26 protein-coding genes are annotated in these 26738 nt (G+C 63.6%); 16 read left to right on the top strand and 10 right to left on the bottom strand.

Annotation, left to right across the window (positions count from 1 at the left end; genetic code table 11):
* Nucleotides 1-151: 151 nt before the first annotated feature.
* Nucleotides 152-1477, top strand: a complete 1326-nt coding sequence (locus CXQ96_RS16445; protein WP_258059164.1) for an IS110 family transposase — start codon at nucleotides 152-154, stop codon at nucleotides 1475-1477.
* Nucleotides 1478-1675: 198 nt separating this feature from the next.
* Nucleotides 1676-2098, top strand: coding sequence for a hypothetical protein (locus CXQ96_RS16440; protein ID WP_104119083.1), 423 nt, complete (start codon nucleotides 1676-1678; stop codon nucleotides 2096-2098).
* Between the two features lie 201 nt (nucleotides 2099-2299).
* On the opposite strand, the gene CXQ96_RS16435 is transcribed toward CXQ96_RS16440, so the two are convergent.
* Nucleotides 2300-2545, bottom strand: a complete 246-nt coding sequence (locus CXQ96_RS16435; RefSeq protein ID WP_104119082.1) for a hypothetical protein — start codon at nucleotides 2543-2545, stop codon at nucleotides 2300-2302.
* A 94-nt stretch (nucleotides 2546-2639) separates the two neighbouring features.
* Nucleotides 2640-2786, bottom strand: coding sequence for a hypothetical protein (locus CXQ96_RS18515; protein ID WP_181036518.1), 147 nt, complete (start codon nucleotides 2784-2786; stop codon nucleotides 2640-2642).
* Nucleotides 2787-2891: 105 nt separating this feature from the next.
* Here CXQ96_RS18515 and parA point away from each other — a divergent pair, with 105 nt between their 5' ends.
* Both parA and CXQ96_RS16425 read left to right on the top strand, forming a co-directional pair.
* Nucleotides 2892-3536, top strand: a complete 645-nt coding sequence (gene parA, locus CXQ96_RS16430) for a ParA family partition ATPase (RefSeq protein ID WP_104119081.1) — start codon at nucleotides 2892-2894, stop codon at nucleotides 3534-3536.
* A 4-nt stretch (nucleotides 3537-3540) separates the two neighbouring features.
* Nucleotides 3541-3756 carry a chromosome partitioning protein ParB gene (locus tag CXQ96_RS16425; protein WP_104119080.1) on the top strand — a complete coding sequence of 72 codons (216 nt, stop codon included), beginning with the start codon at nucleotides 3541-3543 and terminating at the stop codon, nucleotides 3754-3756.
* Nucleotides 3757-4365: 609 nt separating this feature from the next.
* Here the strand turns inward: CXQ96_RS16425 and CXQ96_RS16420 are convergent.
* The 5 genes from CXQ96_RS16420 to CXQ96_RS16400 all read right to left on the bottom strand — a co-directional run bounded on the left by CXQ96_RS16420 (nucleotide 4366) and on the right by CXQ96_RS16400 (nucleotide 8623).
* Nucleotides 4366-6198 (bottom strand): hypothetical protein, encoded by a 1833-nt coding sequence (locus tag CXQ96_RS16420; RefSeq protein WP_258059163.1) that lies wholly within the window; start codon nucleotides 6196-6198, stop codon nucleotides 4366-4368.
* A gap of 212 nt (nucleotides 6199-6410) precedes the next feature.
* Nucleotides 6411-6647 carry a hypothetical protein gene (locus tag CXQ96_RS16415; RefSeq protein WP_104119078.1) on the bottom strand — a complete coding sequence of 79 codons (237 nt, stop codon included), beginning with the start codon at nucleotides 6645-6647 and terminating at the stop codon, nucleotides 6411-6413.
* A 78-nt stretch (nucleotides 6648-6725) separates the two neighbouring features.
* On the bottom strand, nucleotides 6726-7457 hold the full coding sequence (locus CXQ96_RS16410; protein WP_104119077.1) for a hypothetical protein: 732 nt from the start codon (nucleotides 7455-7457) through the stop codon (nucleotides 6726-6728).
* Entirely contained in the window at nucleotides 7457-8191 is a 735-nt protein-coding gene (locus tag CXQ96_RS16405; RefSeq protein ID WP_104119076.1) for a hypothetical protein, read from the bottom strand. The genes CXQ96_RS16410 and CXQ96_RS16405 overlap by 1 nt, the downstream gene beginning before the upstream one ends.
* Before the next feature lie 162 nt (nucleotides 8192-8353).
* The gene (locus tag CXQ96_RS16400; protein WP_104119075.1) at nucleotides 8354-8623 is read right to left on the bottom strand and encodes a helix-turn-helix domain-containing protein; all 270 of its coding nucleotides are present in this window, start codon (nucleotides 8621-8623) and stop codon (nucleotides 8354-8356) included.
* A 566-nt stretch (nucleotides 8624-9189) separates the two neighbouring features.
* On the opposite strand from CXQ96_RS16400, the gene CXQ96_RS16395 reads away from it, so the two are divergent.
* The 12 genes from CXQ96_RS16395 (at nucleotide 9190) to CXQ96_RS19130 (ending at nucleotide 22755) form a co-directional block, all read left to right on the top strand.
* Complete coding sequence (locus CXQ96_RS16395; RefSeq protein ID WP_104119074.1) at nucleotides 9190-10302, top strand: transglycosylase SLT domain-containing protein; 1113 nt, start codon at nucleotides 9190-9192, stop codon at nucleotides 10300-10302.
* Entirely contained in the window at nucleotides 10299-10940 is a 642-nt protein-coding gene (locus CXQ96_RS16390) for a hypothetical protein (RefSeq protein WP_104119073.1), read from the top strand. The genes CXQ96_RS16395 and CXQ96_RS16390 overlap by 4 nt, the downstream gene beginning before the upstream one ends.
* Nucleotides 10937-12601 carry a hypothetical protein gene (locus CXQ96_RS16385; protein ID WP_133082942.1) on the top strand — a complete coding sequence of 555 codons (1665 nt, stop codon included), beginning with the start codon at nucleotides 10937-10939 and terminating at the stop codon, nucleotides 12599-12601. The genes CXQ96_RS16390 and CXQ96_RS16385 overlap by 4 nt, the downstream gene beginning before the upstream one ends.
* On the top strand, nucleotides 12601-14124 hold the full coding sequence (locus tag CXQ96_RS16380) for a hypothetical protein (protein WP_104119071.1): 1524 nt from the start codon (nucleotides 12601-12603) through the stop codon (nucleotides 14122-14124). The genes CXQ96_RS16385 and CXQ96_RS16380 overlap by 1 nt, the downstream gene beginning before the upstream one ends.
* Complete coding sequence (locus tag CXQ96_RS16375; protein WP_133082945.1) at nucleotides 14121-14729, top strand: DUF6668 family protein; 609 nt, start codon at nucleotides 14121-14123, stop codon at nucleotides 14727-14729. Before CXQ96_RS16380 ends, CXQ96_RS16375 begins: the two co-directional genes overlap by 4 nt.
* A gap of 15 nt (nucleotides 14730-14744) precedes the next feature.
* On the top strand, nucleotides 14745-15056 hold the full coding sequence (locus CXQ96_RS16370) for a hypothetical protein (protein ID WP_104119069.1): 312 nt from the start codon (nucleotides 14745-14747) through the stop codon (nucleotides 15054-15056).
* A 44-nt stretch (nucleotides 15057-15100) separates the two neighbouring features.
* Complete coding sequence (locus tag CXQ96_RS16365; RefSeq protein WP_104119068.1) at nucleotides 15101-15916, top strand: hypothetical protein; 816 nt, start codon at nucleotides 15101-15103, stop codon at nucleotides 15914-15916.
* A 92-nt stretch (nucleotides 15917-16008) separates the two neighbouring features.
* Nucleotides 16009-17637: a hypothetical protein gene (locus tag CXQ96_RS18160; protein WP_133082947.1), complete on the top strand. Its 1629-nt coding sequence runs from the start codon at nucleotides 16009-16011 to the stop codon at nucleotides 17635-17637.
* Nucleotides 17634-19166 carry an SCO6880 family protein gene (locus CXQ96_RS16355; protein WP_104119066.1) on the top strand — a complete coding sequence of 511 codons (1533 nt, stop codon included), beginning with the start codon at nucleotides 17634-17636 and terminating at the stop codon, nucleotides 19164-19166. The genes CXQ96_RS18160 and CXQ96_RS16355 overlap by 4 nt, the downstream gene beginning before the upstream one ends.
* The gene (locus CXQ96_RS16350) at nucleotides 19167-20708 is read left to right on the top strand and encodes an ATP/GTP-binding protein (RefSeq protein ID WP_104119065.1); all 1542 of its coding nucleotides are present in this window, start codon (nucleotides 19167-19169) and stop codon (nucleotides 20706-20708) included. It begins immediately after the preceding gene.
* The gene (locus CXQ96_RS16345) at nucleotides 20705-22384 is read left to right on the top strand and encodes a type IV secretory system conjugative DNA transfer family protein (RefSeq protein WP_181036517.1); all 1680 of its coding nucleotides are present in this window, start codon (nucleotides 20705-20707) and stop codon (nucleotides 22382-22384) included. The genes CXQ96_RS16350 and CXQ96_RS16345 overlap by 4 nt, the downstream gene beginning before the upstream one ends.
* Nucleotides 22381-22755, top strand: coding sequence for a DUF4913 domain-containing protein (locus tag CXQ96_RS19130; RefSeq protein ID WP_104119063.1), 375 nt, complete (start codon nucleotides 22381-22383; stop codon nucleotides 22753-22755). Before CXQ96_RS16345 ends, CXQ96_RS19130 begins: the two co-directional genes overlap by 4 nt.
* 318 nt (nucleotides 22756-23073) lie before the next feature.
* On the opposite strand, the gene CXQ96_RS16335 is transcribed toward CXQ96_RS19130, so the two are convergent.
* The 3 genes from CXQ96_RS16335 to CXQ96_RS16325 all read right to left on the bottom strand — a co-directional run bounded on the left by CXQ96_RS16335 (nucleotide 23074) and on the right by CXQ96_RS16325 (nucleotide 25746).
* Nucleotides 23074-23790 carry a DUF4396 domain-containing protein gene (locus tag CXQ96_RS16335; RefSeq protein ID WP_104119062.1) on the bottom strand — a complete coding sequence of 239 codons (717 nt, stop codon included), beginning with the start codon at nucleotides 23788-23790 and terminating at the stop codon, nucleotides 23074-23076.
* A 167-nt stretch (nucleotides 23791-23957) separates the two neighbouring features.
* Entirely contained in the window at nucleotides 23958-24821 is an 864-nt protein-coding gene (locus CXQ96_RS16330; protein WP_258059162.1) for a F510_1955 family glycosylhydrolase, read from the bottom strand.
* A gap of 193 nt (nucleotides 24822-25014) precedes the next feature.
* On the bottom strand, nucleotides 25015-25746 hold the full coding sequence (locus CXQ96_RS16325; protein WP_104119061.1) for a DUF305 domain-containing protein: 732 nt from the start codon (nucleotides 25744-25746) through the stop codon (nucleotides 25015-25017).
* Nucleotides 25747-26738: the final 992 nt, after the last annotated feature.

Raw genomic sequence — 26738 nt, 5'->3', positions numbered from 1 at the left:
CCTGTGCCAGCTGACACCCTGGACGCTACAAGACTGCAGATCCTGCGGCGCCCCACTACCAATGGAACAAGTCAGGAGCCTGACCAGATCCCCTTACCGTATTGCCTGCTCGGTCTGGCACGTGGAGATACACCGCCATCGAAAGGCAGACATGTCAGACCCTGAGCTGCAGGAACACCGCATCGTCGTTGGAATCGACACGCACGCCGACACCCATCACGTCGCCGTCGTCACCGAGTATGGAAAGCCCTTGGGTGACCAAGCGTTCCCTACGACGGCAGCAGGCTACCGAGATGTCCTCGCCTTCATCACCGGGTTCGGCGAGGTCCTGCAGGTAGGTATGGAAGGCACCGGCACCTACGGGGCAGCCCTCACGAAGGTCCTGCAGCGGATGGGCGTGCTCGTCATTGAGGTGAACAGACCTGATCGGCAGCAGCGCCGGCTCAAGGGTAAGACTGATTCACTGGATGCCTACCGGGCAGCTCAATCCGTCATTACGGGTAGGAGTACCGCGGTCCCGAAAGCCAAGGACGGCCCCGTTGAGTGCTTGCGGGTCCTGCGCGCGTCGCGAGTATCTGCAGTGAAGTCTCGCAGCGCGGCAATCAATCAGATCAAGAGCCTGTTGATCTCGGCACCAGAGGGTCTGCGGTCCAAGTATCAGGGCATGACCACGGCGACCATGATTGGGGTCATGGCTCGTTCGCGCCCGTCCGGGCACCTGGCTGACCCGACCTATATGACAGCGCGAGTGCTCAGATCATTGGCGGTCCGCTATCAGCATCTGAGCACTGAAATTGAGGACGCAACAGTCCAGCTGCACGACATCCTGCAGTCCTACGCGCCGATGCTGCAGGAATTAACCGGGGTGGGCCCTGATGTCGCGTCCCAGTTGCTCGTCACGTTCGGCGATAACCGGGAACGCGTGGGTAATGAGGCTCAGTTCGCGGCCCTCACAGGTGTCGCTCCCATCCCGGCGTCATCGGGTAAGACCAGTCGGCACCGGCTCAGCCGTGGTGGCGACCGGCAGGCCAACTGCGCGTTGCACCACATCGTCCTGGTCCGGATGAATATCGATCCGAGGACGAAGGACTACGTCGTCAAGCGGACCGAGGAAGGCAAGAGCAAACGGGAGATCATGCGGTGTCTGAAGCGCTACATCGCCCGTGAGGTCTACCGTCAGATCACCAACCCGACCCCGGCGCCCCCGTTCGGCGACCTCCGCCCGTTGCGTCATGACTTGGGACTGACGTTGCAGGACGCTGCCACTTACCTCGATGAGTGGCCGTCAACGCTCTCTCGGCTCGAGCGAGGCCGGACTCGCAACGACCACCTCCTCCTGCGCTACCGGGCCTGGCTTCACAACCAGAGAACGATGGTGGGTCCCCTGCCCACAGTCAGGGACAGTTCTGACGGGTTATCCACCGCTACGACGGCTGGGGAGCTACCCAAATGGCTCCCTGAACTCAGCCGTGGATAATCCGAACTGACCCCAACCGTGGACAGCTCAGCAGCTCAAGCACCTGAAGCACGGGGAATCGCCAACCTAATCAAGCGCTCAACGACAGCCACCGTTCATCACGGTGGCATTGCGATTCATCCTCAGCGACTCTGAGCCGCACGCCTATTGGTAGCGTCGTCAGCTTAGGTATGACGTTGCGAACCAGGGGGGACGAGTATGCAGCTCAAGCAGTTGGCAGCTTCTGGTGTGCTGGCGATAGCCGTTGTAGGTCTCAGCGCCTGTGGCGGAGCCGATTACGGTATCGCGGCGCTGGAACGAGATGCGACATCGGAAGATCAGCTTCCCGCCTTCGTTTCCGACGAAGGCGTCGACGTTGAATCCATTAGGAAAGTTGCTGAACAGGACGGCGTGTCCTACTTCATCGGAACCTGGGAAGATAGGGAAGGGTTCTGTGTGTACTCGGTCGTTGTGGATGACTTCACCGGAGGCTGCGGCACCGGTAGCGAAAACGTGGTCACCGTCTCTCCGGCGCCAGGTTCGGATCTTCCTCACATGACCCTCGTGACAGATTCCTACTCCGATGATGATCTCGAGAGGGACGGCTGGTCACAGGTTCACGAAAACATCATGATCCGGTGAGGCCGCTGGCCACATCCTCAGCGAGGAATTGACAGTTATAGGAGCGTCCTGGGCACGGCACAAGCTCCCCCACGCTCCGCTGCTTGTCCCGCACACACCTAGACAGCAGGAACCAACGGCCCGCCTGCACACAACCACCTGCGTCACCGACACCGGTAGCTCACCTCGAGCGAGCGGTGGCCGTGCACAGCCTCCTGGCGCTCAGGTACCGAAACGATTCTTGACCGGGATCTCACGGCGCCGGCACTGATCCGGCCGCACCCACGCCTCACGAGCCCGCGAGAACTCAACCCACTGCGCGTACACCGCATCAGGGGTCCACGCCATCGCGAAGCCCTTCACCGTCTGCTTCCGCCCATCCGGGTACTCCAGCTCCACCCACAGAGCAGGTGCCTTCTCCGGCTCCGTCGCCGGCTTATCGGGTGGGTTGAGCTGCAGCGGAGGCATATAACGGTCCGCGCTCGGCGGGATGCCATGCCAACCAGGGCGAGGAGCCGGAGTCACCGGCACACCGTACCGACCTCCCCCCGACAGTCAGGGTCTACGAGTCCCGGTCCGTGTGAATCGCGATCAGGGAGAACCTTTCGGGCACTCGGGACAGCATCTGCGCTTTCGCATCCTCATAGGTCGCGCCCTCGGTGCTGACCTGGTCCAGCTCTTGCCCTCGGACCACACCCGTAACAACCATCGGACCAGCCTACGGGCGGAGAACCAGTGGCTTGTATTACTCATTTACTCATGGGAGTATTTGAGTAAATGAGTATCTGCGTAAGTGAGTGTAGGAAGGTAGCCGTTGAAAGTCATCGCCGTACTGAACCAGAAAGGTGGTGCAGGGAAGACGACCCTCGCCACCCACATCGCCCGAGGCTTGCAGCTCTCCGGTAAGTCCACACTCCTGGTCGACTCCGACCCACAAGGTAGCGCCCGCGACTGGGCTGCAGTTCGCGAGGATCACCCCCTTACCGTCATCGGAATCGACCGCCCAACCATCGACAAGGACATAAAGGCCCTGGCTGAGGTGGACTACGTCATCATCGACGGAGCCCCGCAGGCCGCTGACCTTGCTGTATCAGCGGTCAAAGCAGCCGACGTCGTCCTCATCCCCGTGCAGCCCTCCCCTTACGACATTTGGGCTACCTCCGACCTGGTCGACCTAGTGAAGCGACGCATAGAAATCACTGATGGAAAACTCCGCGCAGCATTCGTCGTCTCACGCGCCATCGCCGGCACCAACATCGGCAAGGACATTGCCAAGGTCCTCAAAGGCTATGAGCTTCCCGTCCTCACCAGCCGCATCCACCAGCGAGTCGACTACCCAGGAACCGCCGTCACCGGTAGCACTGTCCTCGAGCTGTTCCCGAAGTCCGAAGCAGCCAAAGAAGTCCTCGAGCTGATCGCCGAAGTCGAGCAGTTTACCAATGAAGAAATGAGTAACTGAGTAAATGAGTAGCCTCGGAAACCTGGGTCCGGGCCGCCCCAGCGCGGCAAAGAGCAAGGACAAGCTTATGCAGTCCCTCGAGGACGCAGAGCCCACCCGTCGCGTGAACTTCGAGCTTGCCGCGTCCAAGCACCAGAAGCTGCGCATCCAGGCGGCCAAACGAGGAATGTCCATCAAGGACTTCCTTACCGCCTACATCGACTCACTTCCCAATGAGTAAATGAGCAAATGAGTAGTTGAGTAAATGAGTAAGGGTCGGCCAGGCGGGCCGGCCCTTGCTCGTCCGAGGTGATCCCGCATCACAGCAGGCTGTGTACGGCCACCGCTCGCTCGAGGTGAGCTACCGGTGTCGGTGACGCAGGTGGTTGTGTGCAGGCGGGCCGTTGGTTCCTGCTGTCTAGGTGTGTGCGGGACAAGCAGCGGAGCGTGGGGGAGCTTGTGCCGTGCCCCTGTGGGCAGGAGGCGTGGCAACTGTGCTGTCAGGGTGTGGTTGCGCTCCACTCCGCGAGGAAGTCGCGCCAGGTCCTGTTCGACGCGAACCAGTAGGTCGGCTGTCTCGTCGCGGGTTCCGCTGTCGACGCGCAGCACTTCCTCTCCGGTGGTTTTGTACCTGACCACGATGGTGCCAAGCGCGGCGCCGCTGAAATCGCCCAGAAAGAACGCTTTCGCGTACGCAGTGAATCATGCTGCGCTACGACCTAGCTGCCGGTGAGCGTTTGAGGTGATAGGCGCTTCAAGTTGGGCGCCGGCAACTTCAAGCATCGTTGGAACCTCCATGCTGTGCAGCCTATGAAGCTGCTCGCGGCCAAGTTGAGTGTTGTGGTCGATGCTAAGCCGCTTGTCTCGCGGCGTTCCAAAGGGAGCGTTGGTACTCGTCTTCGTTTTCGAGGGGCGGTAGCCAGTGATCGTCTGTTTCTGCGTCGTGCAGCTCGTGCTCGTTGAGCTGGGGGACTAGGTGGCGGTCCAGCCAGGCATGCCAGGCGGCGCGTTCCTTGCGGTAGCGGGTGAGTTGGGCTTCGCGGTCCTCGGTAGCTCCGAGCCGGTCTGCGAGCTGGGCGAGGTTGGTGGTGGTCATGAGTTCCCAGCGGCCGTGGTGCCGGCGAATCATCTGCAGGGCTTCCATGCCGGCCAGGTGGTCGATGAGGGCGCGGCGTGAGATCCCGGTGGTACGGGTGAGGTCCGCGGTGGTGGGGGAGTGGCGGCCGCGTTCGATGGCTTCGTAGGCGAGGGCTGAGACGTCTCCGAGGACCCGAAAGACGGGCCGGATGGCGTGGATCTTGCCCTTGCGCCAGGTGAGGTCGCGCGCGAGCTGCTCGAAGTGCTGGGGGAGTTGTACGGCGTAGGTGTCGGCGTTGCGGCCGCGTCCGCGGTCGATGCGAGTGAGGATTCCTGCTGATGCCTGCTCGAGGACGGGCAGAAGGCGCGCGATAGTGGCGTGACTCTTGCCGAGGGCAAGGGCGAAGGTGCGGCATCCGACGTCGAGGATGTTCGTTTCCATGGTCCGCATGTAGGCCAGGACTGCACGGATCAGGAAGCGCAAGTGAATCCCTTCCCTGCCTCGTTCCATGAGCCTGTGATCGAGCAACGCGTAGAGGACATTCTCGAGATCGTTCACAAGCTGATGGATCGAGAGCTCGCTGAGCTGGGAACCCTGATGCGTGGTGGATTTGGGGCTGCCCCCCGTGAGTGGAGTAGGGCTTGTGTCGTATTTGTGCGCAGTCTTCTTCCCGGCGCGCTGGGAGGGGTCTTTCGCGGGCGCCGTGGTGGCGGTGAACGCTTGGGCTTTGGCCCACTCGACGGGCAGGAGCCGGTCGGTCTTGGTGCCGTACAGAGCGGCGAGGCCGGCAAACTGGTCGGCCATGCCGGCGCGGACTTGGTCGAGGGTCCAGCGGCAGGCGGCAAAGTGGTTCAGGACCGCCATGCGGACCTCGGAGTCGCTGGCGTAGCGGCTGGTGTCGTAGAGCCCTGTGCGGGCCACGGAGCGCAGGGGGCGCTCACTGCCGGCTGTTGGTGCCGATGATGTTGCGGATCCCTTGGCAATTGCTCGGACGGCTGCTGTCGCTGCCGTCGCGCGTTCCTGTGCGCGGCGTTGCTGCTCGAGGCGGTGCAGCTCCGGCGCCAGGACTGTGCGCAGCGCGGCCAGCGCGGTGGTGGGGTTGCGGCGGGTGAGGATGCCGTAGGCGTCCATGAGCGGCGTGATGAGCCTCTGATGGCCACCAGCCTTGTGTGCGGATCCTGGGACACGGATGCAGCCGTGGACGACGTTCTGGTGCGGGCTCGGGTCAAGGCTGACGGCGCGACGTCCGAAAGCTTCGACCAGCTGGCGGGCCTCGGCCGCGGTGAGGGGTTCCTGTAACGGCACGTACAGGTGTCGGCCGCCGCTGGGTGACTCGTCCTCGACGTAGGCGAGGCCGGCTGCGCGCAGGATTTTTCCGAGGCGGCGGGCATCGTCGTCGACGACCGTCTTCCGGGCCTTTGAAGTGTCGAGGTCGAGGCAGAGTGTGCGAACCGTGCCGTCGACGTCGTGCAGCATGACCGCCGCTGGGCGGGCTGGAAGACTTTTGGTGATCGGTAGGGGAGTGGTGGGCTGCGGGTACTGGAACCGGCCGTCCTTCCACCGCCCGGGACGGTAGAACGGCTGGCCCGCAATGAGGGGCGCCAAGACCCATGCATCATCTGCAGAATCGCTACGGCGCGGCGCGGCACAAACAACTAGAGGAGCTTCTAGCACCTGGTGTAAACTCACTCTCGTACTCAGGTACGCCGAAAGGCGTAACGGTATGGAGCTCGTCACCGCTGATCTTGGCGGAACTACCGGTGGTGAGCTTGGATAACTTGATACGAAGGCCCGCCGGCTAGGCGGGCCTTCCTCGTTTAACTGGCTTTCGCCATGGGCAGCGCCTCCGGGATGCTGTCACGGTCGGCCCACGCGGGCAGCCCATCAGCATCGAGTTCGAGATGTTTCAGAATCAATTCCAGGCCCTCTGCTGCACTGACTCCAAGCTGTTGAGACACGCTCTCCAACTTGGCTTTGCAGTCGTCGGGCACCTTGTAGTTGACCTGCGTCATGTTCAGCGCAGCACCGCGGGGTCGCCTCAGTGTCTTTCCCATGAAACTCAATCTAGCCCTAGGGCTTAATTTCACCGAGGATGAGGCGCGGCTGGGCGTGTCGCGGTTCACAACGTCCATCTAGTCCTCGTCCCGAAGCGCTGATTGGCGGACGAGCGGTTCTCCGTGGACGCGGAGGGAGCGCCACGCGATGGCGAGGCCCGCGATGACACAAAGCGTCGAGAGCAGACTGATGCCCTGGGCGAAATCGTAGATGCCGGGGTAGGGGATCCCGACGAAGACGAGGACCGTTCGAACGATCACAAGTGAGAACCCCGCGATGAGTAGGCCGGCCGCAGCGCGGCTGAGCTTGCTTTGGTTATCGGTGAATTGCGCTGTAAGGGGCGGCAGCAGGCAGCTGCAGACATAGGCGATATACCCGACCGCAACGCCGGTATACCCGATGACTAGCGGATCGGTCTGGTACAGCTCCAGCCCCGGAGAGGACCTTGGGGTGTTTGTGAAGGCGAAGAGGACCATTTCGACGACGAAGGCGAACACGAAGACAAGGCGTCCCTGGAATCCGCCGATCTTCGACAGTGCCCGCTTATCGCGTAGTCCTCGTGCGAGCTGGTTGCCGAGGATGTTGACGGCGAAGAACAGGGCGAGTTTCGCGAAGAGATCGGTGAAGTTGGTGCGCTCGAACATTCCGTCGATGAGGTTGTAGATGGGGGAGATCATGAGCGCCAAACCAATGGACAGAGCGACGCCACAGGTGGCGATCGCTTGGTTTCGCTTTCTTCCGAGACCTGGCAGCCGTGTTGCTGCGAATCCCAGCGCGATGAGCAGGATGCAGGCAAAAAGTAGATCCATCAACCGAGTGTCTCCCAGAGTGCGTTTGCGGTGTCCTGCGATTCGATCTTCTTCTTGAGGCGCCTTCGGAGGCTTTTAAGCCTCTGGTCTAGGAGGTCAAGGAGCACGAGGTCCTCGAGGTTCCGTAGGGCGTTCTCTCGGCCCTGCGGTGGCCACCCGGCCTCTTCTGGCATCAGCAGGCCGCTGACTACAAGTCCACCGAGGGGTGACACATCGGCGATCGTCGCGGCGAGGATGGAGAGTTCGGGGGAGAGCTTGTTGTCCGTCAGCAGAGCAGAGAGATTCGTGGTCGCGATCCCGCTTCTGGTGGACATCTCCGACCGAATGTTTCCCGGGTCGATGGCATCGATCCATTTTCGGACGCCATCGGGGTGCGGGATAGGGCTGATGAGGTAGCTGGCTCCCAGAACCCGGGCGAGGTCGGCCTTGTTCCTGCTGAGAAGCTCCACGAGCAGGTCGTTGTGAGTGAGCTGGCTCACTAACTCGTCGGTGGATGGCGGCCGCGGGTTGGCGTCGAGTCCCTGATAGGGCTCGAAGTACGCCAGCGCGCGTAACGGATCCAGGTTGAACGCCCGGCTCAGTTGTACGACGACGTCCTCGGTAATGCGGCTACGAAAGCGCTGCGTCGTAATCGTCGAGAGCCGCCGCCCTGTATGTCGGGCGACGTCTGCGGATGAGGTTGGTAGTCCTGCCTCAGCTAACCAGGCGTCAAACTCGCGTGCCGAAAGGCTCACAGCTCTCCTGTTCGGAACGTCGATGACAGATGGTGCCTGCCCTGACAGTATGTTTACATAAGATGGAACTCAAATATGAGTTTGAGTGCACAGAGGCTGAGGCGGTCTCAACCAAGGAAGAAACGATGCAACCGGAGTGCAACCCTCGCCAGCTGAGCACGATCAACCACCGTCGAGATACTTCGCATAGTCGGCAAGAGCTTTGTCCCGCGCGTCGACATCCAGCCGGTACATCACTCGCTGACCCTGGCGGACGGAGTCCGCTGCAGCAACAACCATTCCTTGGCTCTCGAGCTCCTGTAGATGCCGGAACACAGTCATGGGAGTTGCACCCAAATCCCGAGCAATCTGCCCCGACGTAGCGCCCGAAGGATGCTGCGCTAGGTAACGCATAACCTCGGTCCTGATTTTGCTCACACCGAAGGCGTTCATCGCTTGCTCTGCCCACAAGGGTGCAGAAATAGCCGTGTCGGCATTACGGGGCACTCAATCATTTTGCCGTAGAAGGTCACCGTCGGATGATACATTAACATTAAGTGTTAGACTTATGAGGTGGCCCAGTGCTGGCCGCACCGCTCATCGCCTCAGCTTCAGGCCTCTGTGCTAGTTGTGACTCGTGCCTGTTGAGGCACCGGATCCGGGAAGATCCAAGGAAGGCAGTAATGGGGATGGTTTCGCACCTTTCGACGCGTAGCCAGCGCTGTCATGCGTGCGCCTGCACGGTCGCTGACGCAGTCCGACGGACCTCACTTCGTTCGGACTGTACGAGCACTGTTTCGGTCTGCTGTCCTTCGGATCATGACGGACCGCGAGGTGTCGTCAACCGGGCGCTGCGCGCCGGAGCCCTCCGGAAAAACTTTGACCGGCCTGCTGCGCAGGAAGACCCCGCTCAAACTTGTTTCCTCCACGCCCCGGTGAACCCGGTGGACGAAACCTCTCAGTCGGTCCGTCAGAGCACTGCGTGCCAGCAGGCCAAAACAACGATGAGGGGAGCGTAGGTGGCGGACGAAGAGACCAAGGGCTCTGGCGCGATGGTGGCCGTCCTTGCTGTTGTAGGACTAGTACTCGCCGGCCTTCCGGTCGCCGGGGTTGGTGCGGTGGCCGTGCTGACGCAGACCGCGGAACGTACCGGTACGTGTTCAATCACGGACACCGGAACACTGGCGTCGACCCCGACGATCCCTAACGGCTGGGGTCCTTTGGTGGAGGCTGCGGCGGAAACCGCTGGCCTGCCGGTCAGTGTCGTCGCGGCGCAGTTGAAGCAGGAGTCGGGCTGGAACGAGGGTGCGCGGAGCCCTGTTGGTGCTCAGGGCGTTGCTCAGTTCATGCCCGGCACGTGGGCGATGTACGGGGACGGTGGGGACCCGTTCTCGGCTGAGGACGCGATCCCTGCCTACGGCCGCTACATGGCTGTACTGAAAGAGCAGGTGCAATCCCTGGCCGGTGACGACGCGGACCTTCTGGTGAAGCTCACCCTCGCCGCCTACAACGCGGGACCCGGTGCCGTGCAGAACGCGAAGGGCGTCCCGCCGTTCACGGAAACCGTGCAGTACATCGAGAAGATCCTGAACACCGGGCAGAACGAGTTCACGACCGACTGTGCGGCTCCGGCCGGGGGAGTGGCGTGGGACGGGGACCTCGGAGACGGCGAGTGGACGACCCCTCTGCCGGGCGGCGTGTTCACCTCCGGCTACGGTCACCGGGACATCGCGGGCCTTCCCGCGTGGGCCCAGGAACACGTCGGCATGGACATCTCGACCCCGGGCGCCGGCTACGGCGACGGTGGCCAAGTCATTGCCCCGACCAAGATCCAGGTCACAAGCTTCCTGCCTGTCGACGGCTGTGTCATCGCAAAGGTCATCGAAAAGGGAGAACCGGCGTTCAAGTTCGGCTTCTGCCACCTGAACCGCTACGACGTGCAAATGGGCGACGTCCTGGAACGCGGCGACATCGTCGGCATCGAGGGTAACAGGGCCGGTCTCGGGCGCCTGGCCACGCACCTGCACTTCGAGATTTACAGTCCTAAATCCCCGGACGCGGCCTACCCCTACAACAACTTCAACCTCGACCCCGAGCCGATCCTGAAAGAGAAAGGAGCGTGGGTGCAATGACCCACCGCTCACGCGCACACCTGTACCGCACAGCAGCTCTCGCGGTCTCGGTCGTCGCCCTGACCAGCTGCGGCGCTGACGCTCCGGCAGCTGAGGAAGACGTCGCGCCTATCTCCGCGCCGACGATCATCTACGAAGGCTCCTCCACCTCGCTTCCCGCTGAGGACATCTTGGGTGGGAACACGTTCGCATCCCCGGAGGACGCCGACCGCTCCGATGTCGAGTCGACCGCCCGAGTCGCTGCCCTGATCCTGCACTCCTGGGACACGACGGTGGACCGCACGGAGACGGCGGCCGCCGTCCGCGCGAAGCCTCTGATGAGCGAGGCGTGGGCGGCGAACCAGATCGAGCCCGAACGGAACGCGAGCAACGGCGAATGGTTGGAACCAGCCGAACACCGCGCCTACAGCGTTCCCCGGGCGGTTCCGGCAATCGGTGACGCCGCGCAGGACGTCGCCCCGAACAAGGCGATCCGGGTCCTCGACGTGACCTGGCGGTGGGTCGCCCGGGACGACACACCGCTCGAGGGCACCGGCCAGCGGCAGGTGACTCTCTACCTCGAGAAGGTGGACGGCCGGTGGGACGTCGTCGGGCACCAGACCCGGGACCTGACCGCAGCGATTGGGGGGCAGCGATGAGCCACGCCGTGCACCCATGGCCGGTGATCGTCCTGACCATCGGTGAGGGCGAAATCGTGGCCGACGCCAACGGTGACGTCCTCACCTACCCGGTGCTCGAGGACGCTTCCCCGGCCGACGTCGCAGCGGACGCCGCGTCGGAAGCATGCCGCCGCCTGGGCTTGAAGGCCTGCCGGGTGCAGGGCCACACCGAGGACGGCGAGGTGTACGAGATGATCGTCGACACCGAGTTCGGCACCCTCGAGGAGCGTTCCACCGATCCCGCGACGACGCTGACCAGTGGTAATGGAACCGTCCACGGACAGACCAGTGTCCGCAGGGGCGGGCGTCTTGGCCTTCGCCGGACCTCGAGCGGAGCGACCGCCGCCCGTGGTGGTGTGCGGCGTCCGCAGGCTCGCCGTCGGAAGCTGATGATGTGGGGCAGCGCCGGGGTCTTCGTCGTGACCGTCGGGATGTGCGGGGTCTACGTCCTCCAGGATCCCGAAGCGACACCTGCCGCCACCATCTACACGCCGCCCCCGGCGCAGCTCCCGGTCCCGGCTCCTGCCGGGTGGGACACCTACGCGACGTGGACCGCGCCGATGCAGTCCTCCACGGTCCGGGCGATCCTGGACCCTTCCGGTCACCCGGTGAGTGTGGATGGTTCGACCCTGACCGCTCATGATCCGAAGACGGGGGTGGAGCGATGGACGCGTACCGCGCCGTTCACGGTCAGCGAGGTGGCTTTGTTCACTCTCGACGGGCAGTCCCGTGTTGCGGCGTCGACGGCGCGCGAGCTGGTCATGTTCGGGGACGGGCCTGATCCGATTCGCGTCGACGTTCCGCAGAACGGGACGATCGTTCTCGACGGGGGCACTGCGCCCCGGGTGGACCTTTCGAGCAAGCAGACCCTGATCGTCGCAGCCGACGGCAGCACCGTGTCCCGGGTGGTCCCCGCGGCCGCCGAACCGATCGAAGCTCTCGGCGCGGACCTGGTGACCGCGGACCTGCAGGCCGGCCGGATCTGGCGGGTCACCACGGACTCTGCCGCCCTGCCCTCCCCGGCAACACTGCCGTCCCCGGCAGAAGGTGCAGAACTGATCAGCGTCCTCGGATCCATCGACGGTCGCGTGGTGGCCGCATGGAAAAACGCAGATGGGGCAAGCGGCGGAGCAAGTGATGGGGTCAGCATCGGCTTCTACGACCTCGGGACAGCTCCGGATGCCACGGAGGTGACGCAGGCCGGACTCGTGACTCTCGAGGGCGGGGACGTCTCAACCTCCGGGCTGCAGCTGGACCGTGAGAATGCTCTGATGCTGGCCGGATCCGTCCTCGTCGACGTCTCCGCCATGGAAGCTCACCGGCTACCCGGCGCAGGCAAGCTCTCGGCCGGCTACGCCTGGGTCAACACCGACGGCGAACAGTCGCGCATCAATCCGCAGGGCGAAGTCGAGGAAACCACCGACTCCCTGCAAGCGTCCGTCCCGGACCTCATCACGGCGGACGGGAAGGCGGTCACCCGTGCCATTGGATCACCCACCGGAGACTCACCGAACTCCCTGTACGCGCTGGCGGACACCGGCCCCCGTCCGACGGCCTCGACCATAGCGCCGACCCCTGCGACGACAAATACTCCTGCTCCTACCTCCACTTCCGCCGTTTCCCCGAAGGAGAACCCCTGATGAAAATGACCGCTGTGATTGACCAGACCGGAGCCCTCAACCTGGACGTGGAAGGACACAAGACCCACGAGGATTACTCCACGGTGATGGAAGCGCGGCGTTCAGTGATGACGACCGCGACCGGCCTTGCCGCGGACGCGACTACCAGCGTCGAACTTCACATCGAGGACCCGGCCGGGGCTCGGACGGTCCTCGTGCAGGCCAATGGAGCGGTCATTGAGCAAGCTGCCACCACAACCCCGGATGAGCAGCCAATCCTTGCGGCCGTGGCAGCGTCGGCAGAATCGGCTGTGTCGTCGGCGCCGGCTGAGCCAACACCTCCACCTGCTCCTGCTCCTGCTCCTGCTCCTGCGGCACCTGTTCGGGCATCCCGGCGGGTGTCCACAGCAATTCCGGCACCCACCGAGCCGGTGACGGAATCCCCTGCACCGAAGACAGCGGTGGCTGTCCTTGAACCGGATACGGAAACTGAATCGGGCACTGCGACGGACACGGCGCAGGCTCCTGCGGACGTTGTGGAGCAGGCACCAGTGACAGCAGCGGTGGCAGCACCGGCCGAGCAAGACGAGGTCACGGCCGTAAAAGTCCTGCCGACGCGCCGGTCCTCGATGCCATCGTTCGTGGACCGACCCGATGCGGCGTCTCCGGCGCAGCTCGGGATGCGTGGACTGTTGAACCACCTCGGGATGAAACTCGCTCCGTCCATTGATGAGCTGGCGCAGCGGGAAGACGAGAAAGCCGTCTCTCAGCACTGGGAGGGACCGCGGACGATCACGGTCCTGAACCCCAAGGGCGGCGCAGGCAAGACCCCGACGGTCATTTGTCTGTCGGCGGTGTTCGCTCGTATGGGCGGTTCCGGTGTCCTGGCATGGGACAACAACAACTCGCTGGGCTCGCTGGGGTGGCGGACCTACGATGCCGGCCACGAAGCAACGGTGGTCGACCTCCTTGGGCAGACGGACTACTTCATGACCGCCGGTGCCCGGGCGGGAGACCTAGCGTCCTACGTTCACCACCAGCCCTCCGACCAGTACGACGTGCTCCGCTCTGATGACCGTTCCGGTGCCAAGGCCCGTCATGAGGTCACCGGCGCCGAGGTCCACCGGCTGTACGCGGTGGCCGCGAAGTATTACCGGCTGATCGTGAAGGACTCCGGGAACACCGAGCGCGGCGACAACTGGGAAGCGATGATCAGCCACACCGATCAGGTCGTGATCCCGGTGAAGTCCGTCGATGACGCGGCCGAGGGTGCGTCGAGGATTCTCAGCGCACTACGGGCCGGGGACGAGCACGCTCAGTCCCTCGCGGACCGCGCCGTTGTGATCGTCCTGGGCTGCACTCCGGCGCATGGCAAGGCGAAACTGAACGCGCTGGCTGAGTCATTCCGGCCGTTCGTGAAGGCTGTCGCCACGGTGCCCTATGACCCGTCCCTGGTCGAGGGCCGGATCCGGTTCTCCTCGATGCTCCCGCGGACCCGGCGGGCCTGGCTCCGTGCTGCCGCTCTGATCGCGGAGGAGCTGTGAGCGTGACGACCAAAGGCAACCCGTTCATCACTGCACTGGAAGTAGCACCGGAAGAGGACCCAATCGACGATGACCCGATCCTGGGACACCGTGAGTCGCTGCGCGGTCCGCAGAACATTCAGCAGACCCTGGCCGAAGAACCGGTCAAGGAGACCGAACCTGCCGCGTCAGTCACGGTGACCACGGCGACGCTGTGGCTGGTTGGCGCCTCCGGTGGGGTCGGGACCACCACGTTGGCGGGCATGTGCTCGGACAACGTCGTGGACGAATCCGACCAACGCCCGACGTGGGCGGGGCGGGCCTTGCTGGTGTGTTCAACCAGCGGGTCGTCGCTGGAGGCCGCGCAGCAGCTGGCCCGCAAATCGGCGTCCGGGCAGCTCGCCTACGAGCTGGTCGGGCTGGTCATCGTCCACGACCGGCCAAAGAACCGGCTGACGAAGCCGACGCTGGACTTCGCGCGCGGTGTCGCCCGCATGTTCCCGGTCGCCATGACCGTCTCCTATGAGGCGTCCTGGCGTGAAGTCGGCGCAACCCCACAAGCTTCCGGCACGCGACTGAAGAGCGTGCTCCGGAAGATCGAAAAGATCGCCCACACCGGGCACTGAGAGAAGGAAATCATCATGTTCGGAAATGCACTGGCAGCACACACGATCACCACCGTCAACGCTTTCACTCCTTCCACGGAGGGCACGATCACGGCGCAGCAGTACACCCCGACGCAGCCTCCCGGCACCGAAGGTCTCACTACGGTCATGGGCTGGGTCCTCTGGGGCGCCACCGCGTTGCTGTTCGTCTACTTCATTTTCGGGCTGGTACAGGCTGGTAAAGCACGCCGCAATGGGGAGTCGGTCGAGGCACCGCTCTGGCCGATGATCGGAGCACTCCTGATCGGCTCGTCCGGGGCGATCTGGACCGCTGTCACCGCAGCCTGATCCATACCTGACTGATTCACCCGCAACGAGACAAAGGACAGACGATGAGCACACAGGACACTACCGACCGACCCACCGGCCGACCCGCTTGGTTCGGTGCTGCTGTCATGCTTCTGGTCCTCGTAGTGGTGGGCCTCGCAGCCTGGGGCATACGGACCTTCTTCTTCGATAACAACGCTGATGACTCCGCCGCACCGACGAGCCCGACCAGTCAGGCTCCCGGTGCGGCGGAGCCCACCGCTTCCACCACGACAGGACCGGCCGTGGTGGAAGCTGATACCGCGTGGGACTGCCAGACGGACCTCAGCGATGACGAGACCTCCGTCGCGGACTCCGCTCCTGTGGTTGAGGAGTGGGTGGCCGCCGGCTACAACGTCGTCCCATTCTCGGAGTTTGGAGGCTGCCAGAAACAGCCTTCAACCCTTCGGGTCGGATATTCACACACCGAAGCCGGCGCACTGATGGCAGCGGCCACCTATTCCGTCGCACTCGACCCCTCGGTCAGCGAAGAAGCAGCACCCGACCTCGAGGCGGCTGTGGCGGAAGGACCGAACCGAGTGCTGCTGGGCGAAAGGGCACAGCGCATCCGGGACGGGATCGAGCCGAGCGAAGACCCTACAGCCATCACGCGGCTGAACTTGATCGGTTACATCCAGAACAGCTACGACGCCGATGCAGCTTCCTACCTTCTCGTATACACGGCAGTGGATGACAGCGGGCTAGACCAGACGGTAATGGCTCAGGTCGACCTGGTCTGGGAAGACGGTGACTGGAAGCTCGACCCGGCCTCGGGCAATGACTTCATCACGGGTGCTCGATACCAGGGGCAGCCCTACATCGAGTGGGGACCTAAAAGCTGATGGGGGATTGGGTAGGAGATCTCTTTGAAGGAGTTGCTGGGGACGCGATTGAAAAGCTCATCACTTTTCTCGCAGGGTGGGTCATCCAGATATTGACGGAGATTCTGAACTTCGTCGGAACGTGGTGGTTGAAGATCGGGGCGCCCGAGATGGGGGAGGGCTCCGCGACTGAGCGGATTCAGACGTCGACGGTGCTTTTCGTCGGTGTCGCCGGTGTCCTCGGTACTGTCTTCGCGCTGATCAAGATCGCCCGCGATCAGGACCGCAACTCGGCCGAGAACCTGGTGATGGGAATGGTCCGCACCATTCTGACGACGGCGATCGCGGTCCCCATGGTGGCGCTGCTGTTCGCTGCAACTGATGAGCTCGCCCCGTGGTTGGTGACGACCATCTCCGGGTCCGCGCAGGAAGACGGACTCGGACAAGCCATGGGGCTGGACGCTATCGCGGGCGGGACGATGACGATGCAACTCGCCGGCATCGTCCTGTTCATCGTTCCTTTGGCTCTGTTGGGGGCGATCCTGAACGCGCTCATCGTCGTTTTCTCCTACGGCATGGCGATTGCCCTGTGCGGTGTCCTGCCGATCTTCGCCGCTGCCTCGCAAACCGAGCGCGGCCGGAAGTCCTTCGACAAGGCCGTGGCGTGGCTCGCTGCCGTGGTGCTGTTCAAGCCTGCTGCGGCGATCCTCTACGGGGCGGGACTCGCATTGCTCAAAGGTATCCAGGGCACGGCCGAGAACGAGCTGGGGAACACGATGATCAGCCTGATCACTGGCCTCGTCGTGATCCTCAGCACCTCCGTTGCGATGCCTGCCCTGGCGAAAGTCCTCGTTCCGGCGATCAGCGCCGGACCGCAGGGCATGGGGGCGTCAGGGCTCGCGATGCTCGGTGGAGCACTGGCGCTCGGTGCGGTCACTGCTGGCGTCGGGGCGGCGGGCATGGCCGCGGCTGGGAGCGCTGGCACTGCCGGGACGGCAGGCACCGCAGCGGCAACCGAAGCGGCTGGGACCGCAAGCACTGCCGGAGCCGCTAGTGCTGACGGGATGAGCGGCACACCTGCCCTGACCGGAGGTACGGGTTCTGGTGGTGGACCTGGTGGTGCTGGTCCCGGCGGCGACGACGGAGTCAGCGGCGGTGCTGCCTCGAGTGGTGGGGTCGGAGCTGATGGTGGTGCTGGTTCTGGTGGTGGCACCGGTGGATCCGGAAGTGCTGGTGGTTCTGCTGGTGGACCAACGGGTGCGGAGCAGCAAGCTCAGCGATCGAGCGCATCGGGGGCCACGGAGACCGGAGCGGACAGCAACAACAGTGGAGGAGCTGGTGGAGGTGCTGGTGCCGAGTCCGGCGGTGGCACAGGCGGCCCGACAGGTGCGGAGCGGCAGACAGCGAGCTCAGGGGCCCCTGCTCAGACGGAGGGCGGCCCGGGATCCGGTTCAGGTGATGGAGGGCCCAACGGGTCAGGGGGAGGTCCAGTGGGGGCTGAACCGTCAGCTGGGTCAAATAGTCCTTCGACGGGGTCTGCCGTGCCGGATGGTGACGCCGGTGGCGGACCACAGGGTGCGGGCGGTGAATCCCCGGCGGCACAGGGGTACCGGGATGGAGCCCCTGGTGGGGCGGAGAAGACGGCGGACAAGTCGGGGTTCAACCGGCAGCGCATCGAGTTCGCGTTGCGGGACGCAGCGCGAGAAGCCGAACACGGAGTGGAAAGCGGGAATGACGTATGAGCACTGATCAGCAGGTTGTCCGGCAGTACGGCAACATCGCCGAGGACAAGACGGCGGGCCTGATGGGGTTCACCATGGCCTCGACCGCTGTTCTAGGTGTCGGGGCGGTGGGCGTGTTCATCGCGATCATGATGTCGCAGATTTGGGTGGCGATCGGGCTCGCCGTTTTCTCGTTGGCCGTGGCCGCTGTGCTCGGGTCCAAGGACCGGTATGGCCGTTCCAAGCCGGAGCGGTGGATTGCCCGCAGCATGCACACGAAGGGCAAGAAAGCAGGAGCCACCACGTACAAGGCCGGGCCGGTGTCACAGATCCCGGACGGTTCATTCCGTGCACCGGGCCTGCTTGCCGCGACGGAGCTAATCAACTTCCAGGACCTCTTCGGTCACGAGGGCGTGATGCTGTGGCACCCACGGCTGAAGACCGGGACCGTGTTCTTCTCCACCAACTCCTCCGGTCTCGGGTTGCTCGATCAGGACCGGGTGAACCGCCTGGTCGGATCATGGGCAGCCTTCCAGCGTGACGCCGGATCGAACGCCCGCGTCGAGCAGATCGCGGTGACCACCCAGTCGACCACCGACCCCGGCGAACGCCTCCCGGACGCGGTGGCCGTGGCCCGTCAGCAGGCAGGGAACCACGAAGTTCCATCCTTCGCCCGGCAGGTCATGGACGACGTCGTGCAGAACCTCAACCACAATGTCCCCAAGCTCGAGCAGTGGGTATCCCTGACGTTCAGCGGCAAGGCCAGTGATCAGGGCCGGGCGCCCGAGCGCACCGCCGACGAGCTGGTGTCCGACGTGAAGTCCCTGCTGCAGGGGTTCATCGAGGAACTGGAGGCCGCGGGCGCGGGGAGTGTGGCGCTGATGAAGGCCACGGACCTGACGGATCAGACGTATGTGGCATACAACCCACTGGGCGCGGCAGCGGTGGAACGGGCCCGTCTGACCGGTACCGGTACAGGACTGACGTGGCATGAGGTCGGTCCGGCCTCAGCACGGACGGTCGGGTTCCCGGGCCGGTACGAGCACGCCGGCGTCGTGTCGAAGTCCTGGCAGATGTTCCGCCCGCCGGCCGGAACATTCCGTGAAAACGCACTGGTGGCGCTGCTGAGCCCCGATTCGAGCATGGTGCAGAAGCGGGTGACCGTGTTCTACCGGCCGCAGCCGCCGGAGAAGTCAGCGGTACAGGTCCAGGAAGCGTTGACCAACGCGCAGTTCGCCACGAACCAGAAGGGCCGACGCCCGACCAGCTCGCAGATCATCGCCCTCGAGAAGGCCCGCAAAGCCGAGCGGGAACAGGCCGAGGGTGCAGCCCTGGTGCGGTTCGCGATCGGGATCACCGCGACCGTCCACACCCCGGAGCAGCTGCCTCAGGTCGAGGCGTCCATCATGCGCAACGCCTCGAGCGGGGTCCAGATGAGGGTGCGCGGGTGTGACTACAACGACGATGCGGCGTTCGCGTTCAACCTCGGCCTGGGGCTCATCCCAGAAAACGTCGCCACCATTTCCGCCAGCGTGAGGAAGGCCCTCTAGATGTCCGTCTTCGATCAGCTGGTCGACAAGGTCAGCGACAAGTTCTTCGGCAAATCGGTGGCGGCGACGACGGCGGCCGCCGCGTCCTTCCCTCAGCTCACCGACAAGGGCATTAAGGTGTCCGACGGCGGGATGGTGACCTGGGTGGAACCGCCCCCGGAGTTCACGGCCACCTCGAACCAGACCGCGGGCTTGTGGCCGTTCTGCGTCGGCACGTCCTCGCCGCTGGTGGGGGCGATCCTCGGCCGGAATCTCCTGAACGGGTCCGTGGTGTGCGGGGATCCGATCAGTCTGTTCCTGCGCGGGATCATCTCCTCCCCGTCCGGGTTCATCCTCGGCCTGAACGGTCGGGGGAAGTCCTCGGTGGCTGTGCGCATGGCGTTGGCTCTGATTGATCAGGGGTTCCTGATCCTGGTGGCAGGGGACCTCAAACCTGACTTCGCCGGCGTCGTAAAGGAAACCAACGGCCAGATCATTCGTGTGGCCCCCGGTGTCGGGGCGATCAACCCTCTGGATGCCGGGCCGCTGTGGAACCGGCTCGGAGGTCTGGAAGCTCCCGTGCAGCGGCAGATGCGCGCCGAGATTCACAGTCGCCGGCTGATGACGCTCACCGGTCTCATCGAACTCGTGTTCAAGGAGCCCCTGGACGCGAAGAAGCAGGAGCAGACCGTCCTGTCCATGGCGATCGCTATGGCAGCAGAGAAGGCCGAAGCTGAGGGTCGGCAGCCGCTGGTCGGCGACGTCGTCGACGTCATCAAAGCAGGCCCACCGCAGATCAAGGTGGCGTTGCTCATCGAGGATTCCGCGGAGTACCTGCCTCAGGTGAAGAACCTCCTCGCGGGCCTGAACGCGCTCGGCGAGCACGGCCCTTTCGGGGATGTGTTCTGCCAGCCGACGACCGAGGAAATGCTGATGGACAAGTCGGTGGACTTCGACATCTCGATGATCGACGAGTCCCAGCTGATGCTCCGGGCCGCGGTGCAGACCGTGTGCTGGTCCTACGGCCAGGCGGGTATCTCGGCGGCGAAGACCATGGCCGACGCCGGGCTGATGGAGGAACGCCATCACCTGATGATCATGGACGAGTTGTGGCAGTCGCTGCGGGCCAGCGAGCTGCTGGTCCACCAGATCGACGCCCTGACCCGCCTGAACAGGACCAAGGGGCTGGGACAGCTGATGATCACGCACTCCATGAAGGACCTGCTGCTCTCCACGGACGAGCTGACGAAGATCGCCACCGGATTCGTGGAACGCTCCTCCGTGAAGATCCTCGGCGGGCTCGCGCAGAACGAGATGAGCCTTCTCGAGACGGTCTTCCCGGTCTCCGAGCGGGAGAAAGCCCTGCTGGTCGGCTGGTCCGCGGAAGGGTCGATGAACCCGAACACCGGTCAGGTCTCGCCCCCGCCCGGGCGAGGCCGGTTCATGCTGAAAACCGGGGACGAGCCCGGTGTGCCGTTCCGGGTGAACCTCACTGCCGGGGAGCACCGCGCCCACGACACGAACAAGGCATGGGCTGCTGCGCAGGAGAAGGTGAACCGTTGAACGATCAGGAGAACGATTCGGCTGTCACAGTCCTCGGGGTCATGGGCGCGATCGCTCTCGCGGTTGGCCTGATCCACCTCGGCGCGGTCCTGACCCCTGTGCCGGTATCCCTGCCATGGAATCCGATCGCCCTGGGCATTGGCCTGATGCGGGGCACGCCGTGGCCGCCTGCGGCCACCTGGTTGCTCGGGGCCGAGGCACTGCTGGTCATCGTGGCGCTGGGTTGGTGGGGGACTCGCACCCCCTCGAGGACCAGTAGCGCCGCGCGTCGGATGAGTCCTGGCGGGAAAATGCGTCCGGCCATGGAGGAAGCCCGATTGACCGAGGCTGCACGCCTCCACCCTGACGCTGAGGGGATCGGCCCGGGCCTGACCATCGGTTACACCGGGGACACTGGCACGAAAGCCGTCATTCAAGGGTGGCGTGAGTGCTCCGCGCACGTCTGGGGGACGGGTAGGGGTAAGACGACGACTCAAGTTGTCCGGCATGCCCTAGAGGCGCCCGGCCCGTATCTGATGACCAGCAACAAAGTTGACGGCGTCGCCGAAGTGATCGCCGCCCGGTCCGAGACCGGGACCATGTGGTTGTTCGACCCGCAGCGGATCTGGCGGGACAGCCACCGGCCCGCCATGATCTTCAACCCACTCTCGGTCGTCACCGATACGATCAGCGCCGGCGAAGTCGCCTCGATCTTCGAGGCCTCGTCCGCTCCCAGTGCCGGGTCGGGCCGGGGGGATGCGCAGTTCGACTCGCAGGGTCGCGACTTCCTGTCCTGGTGCCTGCTCGCGGCCGCCAAGAGCGACGGGACGATGAGGGACGTCCTGCACTGGGTGTCCGGTGCTGACTTCCTGGAACCGGCAGGTCTGCTCCAGCGCGCCGGTCATGCGGGCCCGGCTGCCGCGTTAAAGGGCATGGGTGACCAGCCGGAGGACACTCGCGGATCCGTGGCGGCCAGCGCGCAGCGCATGGCCTCGGCCCTCGTCCACGACGAGCTCGTGGCGTGGTCGACGCCGACGCCGGGGGTTCCGATGTTCGATCCGGCTCGGTTCGTGACCGGTAAGGACACGTTGATCCTGCTCTCGCAGGACGCCGCCGGTTCCGGGGCTGCGTTCGTGTCCACGCTCGTGTACGCGGTGTTCACGGCCGCGCAGCAGGCCGCCCGACGGGCCGGTGGACGTCTGCCGGTTCCTTTGGTGGCTGACCTGGATGAGGTCGGGAACGTCGTCAAGCTCAAGCAGCTGCCTGAGTGGTATTCATTCTTCGGGTCCATGGGCATTGTCGTCAGCGCGTACTTCCAGACCCGCGGGCAAGGGATGGCCATGCTCGAGCGAACCGGGTGGGACACGCTCTGGTCCGCGGCCGCGATCAAGGTCTACGGTGGAGGCTCCGATGACACCCAGTTCCTCGAATCGCTGTCCAAAACCATTGGCCAGTACGACGCGAAGGTCCGCAGCTCCTCGACCTCGAGGAATGGGTCTTCCCGGTCCGTGCAGACGCAGCGGCGGGACATCCTGTCCGTCTCTCAGCTCTCCGAACTTCCGGCCAACCGTGTGTGGGTAAAAACGTCAAACGGGGGTGGAACCATCGTGCATACTGTCCCTTGGTTCCGCGACAAGGTGATTACCGCCCGAATTGGTTCCACGGTCGAACGCATTAAGGCAGGGCAGACCTCGTGAGTGATGAGTTGACGACCGGAGAAGACTCCGGCCGGGAAGCTGAGGCGGTTACTCCTGCTGATCTCGTCGAGTGGGTTGAATACATCGTCTCCAGGCTGGAGTCTGTAGATCGCTCGAGTGGGCAGCACTGGTGCTCCCAGTGGTGGAACCACCCTGAGGCAGTCGACCGTCTCCGGGCCCTGCACGAGCGGTGGTTGGACGCACAGGCAGACGGCGCGATGTCGAGTTGGTGGGTGGATCACTTCGACAGCCACGCAAGCATCCTGTTCGCGAAGCGCGGTCCTTTTGGTGAATGTGGGACTACTCATGTAGCCAGAACCACCCGTCGGATCTTGGCCGCGGAGCAACCTCCAAGCGGATGGTCTTGGTGAGTCGCCTCTGAAGGCTAGCGTTGCCACCACGGCGTATTCGTTCTAAGGGGACTAAACAAGGCTTGTTATACAAGCCTTGTTTAGTCCCCTTAGTCCTTCTGACGTGCTCTTTCGCATCGCCGCTAACCCACCACGCTGACTCGCATGCGCGTCCTTCTCTACCCTGAGATAGAGCCGTTCTTTACCTGCGACGGGGAACACTCAGCTCCGAAACCAGTCGTGGCGGAGTACGCTCCGTCCGGCTGGTTTCCCGACGAATGCCTGCACTTCTCTAAGTAGATCGCGTCGGTATGCACCAGGCTGCGAACCTCCAACCGATCACGCATTGACCTTGTTGCGTCGTTGAATGAGTGATCGGACTGCTGGGTATGCGGTAAGGAATCCTAGAACGAGCCCGATCTGCATGAGGAAGAAGAAGCTGACGTCGGTGGGGGCGGGCATGAAGTTCCCGAAGTGCATGGCCAGCATCCACCCACCCATGCCGATGTCAAAGGCCAGGACGGTGACGACAGCCGTCAGTAGTGCGATGCCGACTCTTTTGCCTGTCGGATTGTGCCGGTCTGCCGTGGAGACGAAGAAGTACTCGAAGACGAACAGCAACCCGATAGCCAGTAGGGCGATGACGATGATGAGTACCCAGAGGTTCGTTCCGGCGATGGTTAGTCCGCTGGCTACGACCAGGGGAACGCCGATGAAGTGCCCTACGGTTGCGGCAGCCCCACCGGGCGTACTGCCGGCGACCGTCCTGGCGTTGAGGTCCTTCTCGGGCTGCGCACGGAGTCCTTCGGGGCCATTGCTGCGGGTTTTGCCCCACCGGTTGTAGGCCCAGACGCCGAACAGCCCGAGGTAAAGGGCCGAGATTGGCCAAACCATGTTCATCGCAGCGTTGGGTTGCCGGTTGCCCCTGCCGAAGATGTCGTACAGCACCAGGGCTGCGCTGATGATTCCCAGGGCAACGAAGATCCAGGACACCGGGGTCAGCCAGCCCGGTGAAGTCATTTCCATGGACGTCATGTCCATCGCGTCGTCATTCATAGTGGTAGTTGCTTTCTCGTAGGGTTTTTGGTGTTCGCGGGAGTTTCGCGTGAGGTTGGTGCGGGGAGCACTTCAGTGATGGTGTTTAGCGGTTTAGGACTGCTAATAGAGCTGTCCGTGCTGTTGCTGACGTCCGTTGAGCCCTGGGTGGGCGGCGTCAATGTAGGTTACGGAGCGGCAAGGGGTGTGAAGGTTTCTCCGTTGTCGCTGGAGACCTCGATACCTTCGGCCGTGGCAACCCAAATCCGGTGCGTGCTCTCATTGATAGGTGCTGCCGCGATAGCGGCGGGTTCTCCCTTGATGGAACCTTGCTGTTGCCAGGTCAGTCCGGCATCAGAGCTTGTATGAACGACGCCCTCAGGGGTGACTCCGACCGCAGTGTTCCCGGCCAACGTCGTAAATACCAGGAGGGGAGCTCCCGGCACTTTCGCCCAGGCCGCTCCGCTGTCCCCGGACCGGTAGAGGCCCTCTTCGGTGGTGGCAAGGACTGTGCCGTCGTCCGCCCCTGCCAGGTTGTAGGCGGGCAGATTGTTAGCGGTGGAAGTCCATTGAAGACCATCCGGGCTTGTGAGGATTTGCCCTTCGTGGCCGATCAGTCCGTCGCTGGTTGCAGCGAGAGAGTGGAAGTCAGTTTCACCTTGGCGGGACAAACCCTCCCAGGTGCGGCCGTCATCGGTGCTTGTGATGAGTCCGACCGGGTCGGGCAGATCAGAGCCTGGTCCTGGATGCCCCGAGGCATATAAGGTCCCGTCGCTGGTGCTGGTGAATCCCATGAGGTCGATAGTTGGGCCGATCTGCTGGGCGGGGGAGCGGGTGACGTCGAACAGCCCGTCGTGTGTGGCGAGCAGGATGCGATTGGTACCCGGGTCGACGCTCATACCGTGGATATGACCGGAGGGGTAATCGGCGGCAGCGACGGAAGCACCCGCCGTCCTGTCAGGAGTTGAGCTGGATGTGGGGGAGGTACAGGCGCTGAGCGCCAGGGCGGTAATACTCGTTGCAGCGATGAGGGCAGGGCGAAACATATGCATGAGATCTTCCTAAGAGTGCTGATCGAAGCAGCAGGGAGGGCCGCGCCCGACGGGGAGCGGCGGATGGGTGATCAGCGAGAGCGCGAGGCTAGTCACCCGGTGGGACGAGGGCGTCACGCGCTGACGCGTGTGGAAGTAGCACAGGCGGCCATACGAGGGGACCGGTCCGCCTGTGCGCGGGGTACTGCATGAGCTACAAGGCTGCGAGTAGCTCTTCCATCTCGTCGACCTCAGCCTGCTGGGTACTCACAATCGATGTGGCCAGCTCGATTGCTTCAGGGTTCTCGCCATTGTCGATCTCGCTCTGAGCCATACCGATAGCGCCCTTATGGTGGGCTGTCATCGACTCGAGGAATATGCGCGATGCTTCGGTGCCGTCGGCGGACTCGAGTTCGGACATCTGGTCCTCGCTCATCATTCCCTCCATGCTGTCCATGGATCCTGCGTCCGATTCGGAGTCAGATCCCATTCCCGATCCCATGTCGCCCATGTCGTGGCCTTCGGAGCCGCCTTCGGGCTCCATGGGCTCATCCCAGGCCTCGAGCCAGCCGGTCATGGTCTCGATCTCGGGTCCTTGGGCGTCCTTGATCTTCGTCGCGAGGTCCGTGATCTCTGGGCTGATGCCGTCCTTGGCGAGCATCATGTCGCTCATCTCCACGGCCTGCTTGTGGTGAGGAATCATCATCTGCGCGAACATGACGTCCGCGTCGTTGTGCTCCTCAGACACAGCATCCGAACTGGTGCTCGTCGACGCGTCAGCGGACGGGAACGCCTCAGCGGCCGCGCTCGAGGCAGGGGCTGCAGCTTCAGTGCTGGTGGTGTCAGTGGTCGTATTACTGGTGGTGCTGCCGGAGTCGGTGCCGCACGCGGAGAGGGTCAGTGCCGTTGCGAGACTCAGGGCGGCAAGGGACAGGTAACGCTTCATAATAGTCAGATCCTTCAAAGCTCAGGTGGGTGTGCTGTCAGTCGCTTCCGCCCAGACGAAGTGAGGGCGGGCAGCAAATGCCGGCTGTGCCGTCGATTCATATGGATATGTCGAGGGCATGCGAGGCACGCGGAAACTGGCCCTGCCACCGGTTGTGGTGGGTGTGGGCCGCGGATTTTAGGTGCGACTGATGCAGAGGTGAGTCAGTGAAGGTGTGGGAGCTGGTCGGGATGCCCAGTGGGTTAGTGGTGGTCCGCGCCGAATCAGCGAGGACAGCAAGGCGCGTCCAGTTGGGGTGAGGAGCCAGGCGATGCCCACGAGCACTATTGCCAGGACGCACATGCTCAATGCCATTTCGTCCGCGCAGCTTTCGCCGCATCCCATCGACGCTTTGGAATCGGATGGATCCGCGACCATGGAGGTCATTACGGGCGACATCTGTGCAGTAAGACCGGTATGAGCCTGATCGGGTGAGGTCGTGGCATTGGATGAAGCGGTGTCATCAGCGGTGGTTGTTGTGGAGGCGGGATACGCGTCGGTGGAGCTCATCGTCGTTGAGGCGGCACTGTGGTGAGCTGTGGACCCAGGTCCGCCCATCCAGACGTGCATGGCGAGGATCCCGACGATCACAGCGGTCAAACCGACGAACGAAAGCAAGGCGGGAAGTGACCTGGTCAGCGCCGTGGGTAGCAGCGCGCGAACATGCTGTGCTGTCCTGACTCTCATCATTTTCACCGTCCTTCCCGTACCATTCCTGCCATTTCGATGACCGATTCTCGGCGTCGGCTTCCGCACCTCTTCGTAGTACCCAGCGTAACCAGGTGCCTACTGGGGTGCCGAACTTGATCAACGAACAGGACGTCGATCAGGTTCGGTACCCGTTGAAGTAGCCCAATTGGCGGTGGCGGTCCTAGTTGTACGGGGTCAGGACGTTGGTTGCAGTCGGCTGATCGGGGGGTTGCCTCCGAGGGCTGAGTGGCGTCGTCCAGTGT

The organism is Arthrobacter sp. B1805 (assembly GCF_002929745.1).
Classification (GTDB): Bacteria; Actinomycetota; Actinomycetes; order Actinomycetales; family Micrococcaceae; genus Arthrobacter_D.
The sequence above is the reverse complement of the archived record's forward strand: the minus strand, read 5'-3'. Positions and strand labels throughout refer to the sequence as shown.